The organism is Promineifilum sp. (SeqCode), assembly GCF_041918635.1.
Classification (GTDB): domain Bacteria; phylum Chloroflexota; class Anaerolineae; order Promineifilales; family Promineifilaceae; genus Promineifilum.
The window spans coordinates 1-4,967 of the sequence record NZ_JAYRVJ010000258.1 but is presented as its reverse complement, the minus strand read 5'-3'; the positions used below and the strand labels follow the sequence as shown (position 1 = coordinate 4,967).

5 protein-coding genes are annotated in these 4,967 nt (G+C 64.4%); all 5 read left to right on the top strand.

Annotated elements, in window-relative coordinates; all coding sequences use genetic code 11:
• On the top strand, positions 1 to 415 hold a 415-nt coding region (locus ACE3UY_RS08690), incomplete at its 5' end, for a UTRA domain-containing protein (RefSeq protein ID WP_374687149.1).
• Positions 416 to 596: 181 nt separating this feature from the next.
• Positions 597 to 1,550, top strand: coding sequence for an aspartate carbamoyltransferase (gene pyrB / locus ACE3UY_RS08685; RefSeq protein WP_374687148.1), 954 nt, complete (start codon positions 597 to 599; stop codon positions 1,548 to 1,550).
• A gap of 7 nt (positions 1,551 to 1,557) precedes the next feature.
• Positions 1,558 to 2,550 (top strand): ornithine carbamoyltransferase, encoded by a 993-nt coding sequence (locus ACE3UY_RS08680; protein WP_374687147.1) that lies wholly within the window; start codon positions 1,558 to 1,560, stop codon positions 2,548 to 2,550.
• Positions 2,551 to 2,651: 101 nt separating this feature from the next.
• A complete protein-coding gene (gene arcC, locus ACE3UY_RS08675; protein ID WP_374687146.1) occupies positions 2,652 to 3,599 on the top strand; it encodes a carbamate kinase in 948 nt (315 codons plus the stop codon).
• Between the two features lie 7 nt (positions 3,600 to 3,606).
• Positions 3,607 to 4,869 (top strand): threonine synthase, encoded by a 1,263-nt coding sequence (gene thrC / locus ACE3UY_RS08670; RefSeq protein WP_374687145.1) that lies wholly within the window; start codon positions 3,607 to 3,609, stop codon positions 4,867 to 4,869.
• Positions 4,870 to 4,967: the final 98 nt, after the last annotated feature.

The following is a 4,967-nucleotide window of genomic DNA, read 5'->3' as shown; positions in this document are numbered from 1 at the left end:
GGCGGCCTCCCCGCTGCTCCAGCCGACGGCCGCCGCCGAACTCCATCTGGCGCCAGACGCCCCGCTCCTGTTGCTCAAGAAGCTGTTCCGCGAGAACGACGAGCCGGTCATCCTGACCCAGAACGTCGTGCCGCTGACCCAGCTCGCCGAACCTTACACGCCCGACGATCTGGCGTTGCCCGTCTACGAGTTCCTGGAGGCGTTCGGCCGGCAGCGGCTGGCCTACTACCTGACGGAGATCGTGCCGGTGCTGGCTGAGGGCGAGACGGCGGCGCTGCTGGGTGTTGAGCCGGGCGCGCCGCTGGTGTCCTTCGACGAGACGGGCTACAACGAGGCCAACGAGCCGATCCTCAAGGCCTACTCTTACTTTCGTGATGACCTGCTGCGCCTCCGCCTGCTGCGCCGCAGAGTTTAAGAAATGATCCGCAGATTACGCAGATTGGAAGAGGCTCACGCAAAGAGCGCAAAGGAGGCCAAGAACGCAAAGCTTCTTTCTCCCTGGCGTCCTTAGGATTCTTTGCGCTCTTTGCGTGAGGTCTGAAATCTTCGAAATCTGCGTAATCTGCGGATAAGCCTCTTTCATAGGAGAGAACAACATGCGTAGTTTTGCTGGACGAGACATATTGTCATTGAAGGATTTCGAGCGGAACGAGTTTTTCCGCGTGTTCGAGATCGCCGAGAAGCTGGAGCCTATCGCCCGCGACCGGCAGATGAGCGACCTGCTCCGCAACAAGATTCTGGTCACGGCCTTCTACCAGCCGTCCACCCGCACCCGCCTGGCCCACGAAGCGGCCATGCTGCGGCTGGGCGGCCAGGTGACGGGCTTCTCCGACGCCAAGATGACCCGCGCCGGCGACTTCTACCAGGAGTCGATCAAGGACACGGTCAAGATGCTGGAGTTCTATGGCGACGTGATCGTCATGCGTCACTTCCAGCAGGGCGCACCGCACGAGGCGGCCAAGTGGGCCAGCGTGCCGATCATCAACGGCGGCGACGGCTGGGGCGAGCACCCGACGCAAATCCTGACCGACTTCTATACCGTCATGCGCGAAAAGGGCCGCATCGACGGGCTGAAGTGGCTGGCCGTGGGCGATATGCGCATGCGCACCATGCACTCGCTGGCCTGGGGCCTGACCCAGTTTGACTGCCCCATCACCTTCGTCTCCCCGCCCGACATGTCGCTGACGCCGGAGTTCAAGGCGGAGATCGCCAACTACGGGCTGAACTACCGCGAGGCGGAGCACGTCGAGCAGGCCATCGCCGAAGCCGACGTCATCCTGGTCGAGCCGGTCGTGCAGCCGGACTACACCAAGAGCCGCGACGAGCGCACCGGCGACGTGGGCGGCACACCGGCCAACTACAAGATCACCCGCGAACTGCTGGGAACCAAGGCCAAGTCGGACGCCATCCTGCTGCACTCGCTGCCGCGCATGGATGAGATTCCTCCCGACGTGGACATCACCCGCTGGTCGCGCTACTGGCAGGAAGCCTTCAATGGCGTCGTCATGCGCATGGCCCTGCTGGCCCTCGTCATGGGCAAAATGGAGTAAAATTCTCATGCAGACTGACCTTCGCAATCGTGACCTGATCGGCGATCTGGACTTCTCGAAAGAGGAAGTCGAGACCGTCCTGGACGTGGCCTGGGATCTGAAGCGCAAGCGCGCGCTGGGCGAACCGCACGCCTATCTGCGCGACAAGGTGCTGGCGATGCTGTTCTTCTTCAGCAGCACGCGCACCCGCGGCTCTTTCGAGGCGGGCATGGCCCAACTCGGCGGGCACGCCGCTTTCGTCGAGAGCAAGACGACCCAGATCGCCCACGGCGACACCGAGACGGAGATGGGCGAAATCTTCGGCCGCTACTTCGACGGTATCGCCATCCGCCACGTCACCTGGGGCACGGGCAACCGCTACCTGAACCTGGTGGCCGGGGCCTCGCGCACGCCGGTGCTCAACATGCAGTGCGACATCTATCACCCCTTCCAGTGTCTGGCCGACCTGATGACCATCATGGAGAAGAAGGGGCGCGACCTGCGCCGCCGCAAGGTGGTCGTGTCGTGGGCCTACGCCTCCTCCTACCTGAAGCCCATCTCCGTGCCGCAGTCGCTCATCCTGCAACTGCCGCGCTTTGGCATGGACGTGACCCTGGCCCATCCGCCGGAGTTCAAGCTGATGCCGGACATCATGGAGCAGGCCCAGGAGCAGGCGCGCAAGTACAAGACCGGCTTCGAGGTCATCAGCGACCCGGACGGCATGACCCAGGCCGTGGCCGACGCCGACGTGGTCTACGCCAAGTCGTGGGGCCCCCTGCTGGTCACCGACGACCAGACCGAGGGCAAGCGCATCCAGGATCAGTACAAGCACTGGATCACCGACGCCAGCCTGATGGCGCGCGCCAAGGATGACGCTATCTACATGCACCCCCTGCCGGCCGACCGCGACATTGAGGTGACCAGCGAGGTCATGGACGGCCCGAACTCGGTCGTCTTTGACCAGGCCGAGAACCGCCTGCACGCGCAGAAGGCTGTCATGGCCCTGACCATGCGCTCGTAAGAAGCCATCCACAGATTACACAGATTTCACAGATTTGATCCTGCAATCTGTGAAATCTGTGTATCTGTGGATTCTCTTTAGCTATTTGGAGAAACCATCCCATGACCCAGAAACTGGCCGTCATCGCCATTGGCGGCAACTCGTTGATCAAGGACAAGCAGCACCAATCCGTTGAAGACCAGTACGATGCCGCCTATGAGACCGCCGGCCACATCGCCAAGATGATCCAGGGCGGCTGGAACGTCGCCGTGGCTCACGGCAATGGCCCCCAGGTCGGCTTCATTCTGCGTCGCTCTGAGCTGGCCCGGCACGAACTGCACGAGGTTCCCCTCGACGTGTGCGGCGCGGACTCGCAAGGGGCCATCGGCTACGCCCTCCAGCAAAGCCTGCAAAACCACTTCCTCGACATGGGTATCAGCCACCCGGTGGCGACCATCGTTACCCAGACCGAAGTCAGCGCCAATGATCCGGCCTTCAAGAACCCGACCAAGCCCATCGGCTCCTTCATGGATGAAGAAGAGGCAATGGTGCGACGCGAGCGCGACCAGTGGGACGTGGTGGAGGACGCCGGCCGCGGCTGGCGGCGGGTGGTGGCTTCGCCCCTCCCCGTGCGCATCGTTGAAGAGCCGTCCGTCCGGGCGCTGATCGAGGCCGGACACATCGTCGTGACCGTCGGCGGCGGCGGCATCCCGGTTGTGGCCGATGAGCAGGGCCACCTGCGCGGCATTGCCGCCGTCATCGACAAGGACTTCGCCTCGTCGCTGCTGGCGACCCGGCTGGGCGCGGATACGTTCATCATCAGCACGGCCGTCGAGAAGGTGGCCCTGAACTTTGGCAAGCCCGACCAGCAGTGGCTCGACCGCGTAACGCTGGCCGAAGCCAAGCAATATCTGGCCGAGGGCAAGCACTTTGCCAAGGGCAGCATGGCCCCCAAGATTCAGGCGATCATCAACTTCCTGGAAGCCGGCGGCACGCACGCCATCGTCACCGACCCGGCTAACATCGCCCGGGCGCTGGCGGGAGAGACGGGGACGCACTTTACGGCCTGACAGACTCATGGATCACATACTACATTTGAGAAGCCTCATCAGCGGCCGGACCTTCCGCCCCGATGAGATCGACTACGTTGACCCGGAGTTCGGGCCGGACGGCATCGTCGATGTGACCTACGACTACGACGTTATCAAGCGCCACATCAGCCGCGAGAGCCTGCGCCGGGACGAGAACCACTCCATCTGGCGCTACAAGCCGCTGCTGCCGGTGCATCCCGACGCGCCCGTGCCACCGTTGCAGGTCGGCTGGACGCCCCTCTACCGGGCCGAGCGACTGGGCGCGACGCTGGGGCTGCGCGACCTGTGGGTGAAGGACGACGGCCGGAACCCGACCGCCTCCTTCAAGGATCGCGCCAGCGCCATCGCCGTCGTCAAAGCCCAGGAGCGCGGCGCGAAGATCGTCACCACGGCCAGCACCGGCAACGCCGCCGCCGCCCTCAGCGGCCTGTGCGCCAGCGTCGGCCAGGCCAACGTCATCTTCGTGCCGGAGAAAGCGCCGCCGGCCAAGGTCGCGCAGCTGTTGGCCTTCGGCTCGACGGTCATGCTGGTGCGCGGCACCTATGACGATGCCTTCGAGCTATGCCTGAAGGCGGCCGACGCCTACGGCTGGTATAACCGCAACACCGGCTTCAACCCCTACATGACCGAGGGCAAGAAGACGGCCACGCTGGAGATCTGCGAGCAACTGGGCTGGCAAGCGCCGGATCGCATCTTCGTCAGCGTCGGCGACGGCTGCATCATCGGCGGGCTGCACAAGGGCTTGAAAGACCTCATGGCCTTGGGCTGGATCGATCACATGCCCAAGCTGATGGGCGTGCAGGCCGCCGGCAGCAACTATCTGGCCGAGGCGTGGGAGCGGGGCGAGGACGTGCTGACCAAGCCGCCCATCGACGCGCACACCCTGGCCGACAGCATCAGCGCTGGGCTGCCGCGCGACCGGCTGAAGGCGATGGCGGCCGTGGTGGAGACGGGCGGCGCGTACGTCACGGTCAGCGACGAGGAGATTCTGGCGGCCATTCCGGCGCTGGCCCGCGGCGCGGGCGTCTTCGCCGAACCGGCCGGCGCGGCGGCCCACGCCGGGCTGATCAAGGCCGTAGCTGAGGGGCTGGTGTCGGCCGACGAGCGCATCGTCGTCCTGAATACGGGCAGCGGCCTGAAGGACGTGGCCGGGGCCATGAAGGGCATCGAGCTGGTGGGCACACAACCCTACCGCGTCGCGCCTGACCTGGATGACTTGCAGCGCGTCATGGCATCACTGCCCGTCTAGATAGTTCGTAGTCAGGCGCATCATAGCCGGTCTTCGGCCGGGAGAAGAACCGCGCTGAATCGCCAGGCAACAAAAAAAAAACACACAAAACGAGCCGC

What these genes read in the sequence shown, in the direction of transcription:
- pyrB (WP_374687148.1), top strand. Translation starts at nt 597, where the DNA reads ATGCGTAGTTTTGCTGGACGAGACATATTGTCATTGAAGGATTTCGAG.
- ACE3UY_RS08680 (WP_374687147.1), top strand. Translation starts at nt 1,558, where the DNA reads ATGCAGACTGACCTTCGCAATCGTGACCTGATCGGCGATCTGGACTTC.
- arcC (WP_374687146.1), top strand. Translation starts at nt 2,652, where the DNA reads ATGACCCAGAAACTGGCCGTCATCGCCATTGGCGGCAACTCGTTGATC.
- thrC (WP_374687145.1), top strand. Translation starts at nt 3,607, where the DNA reads ATGGATCACATACTACATTTGAGAAGCCTCATCAGCGGCCGGACCTTC.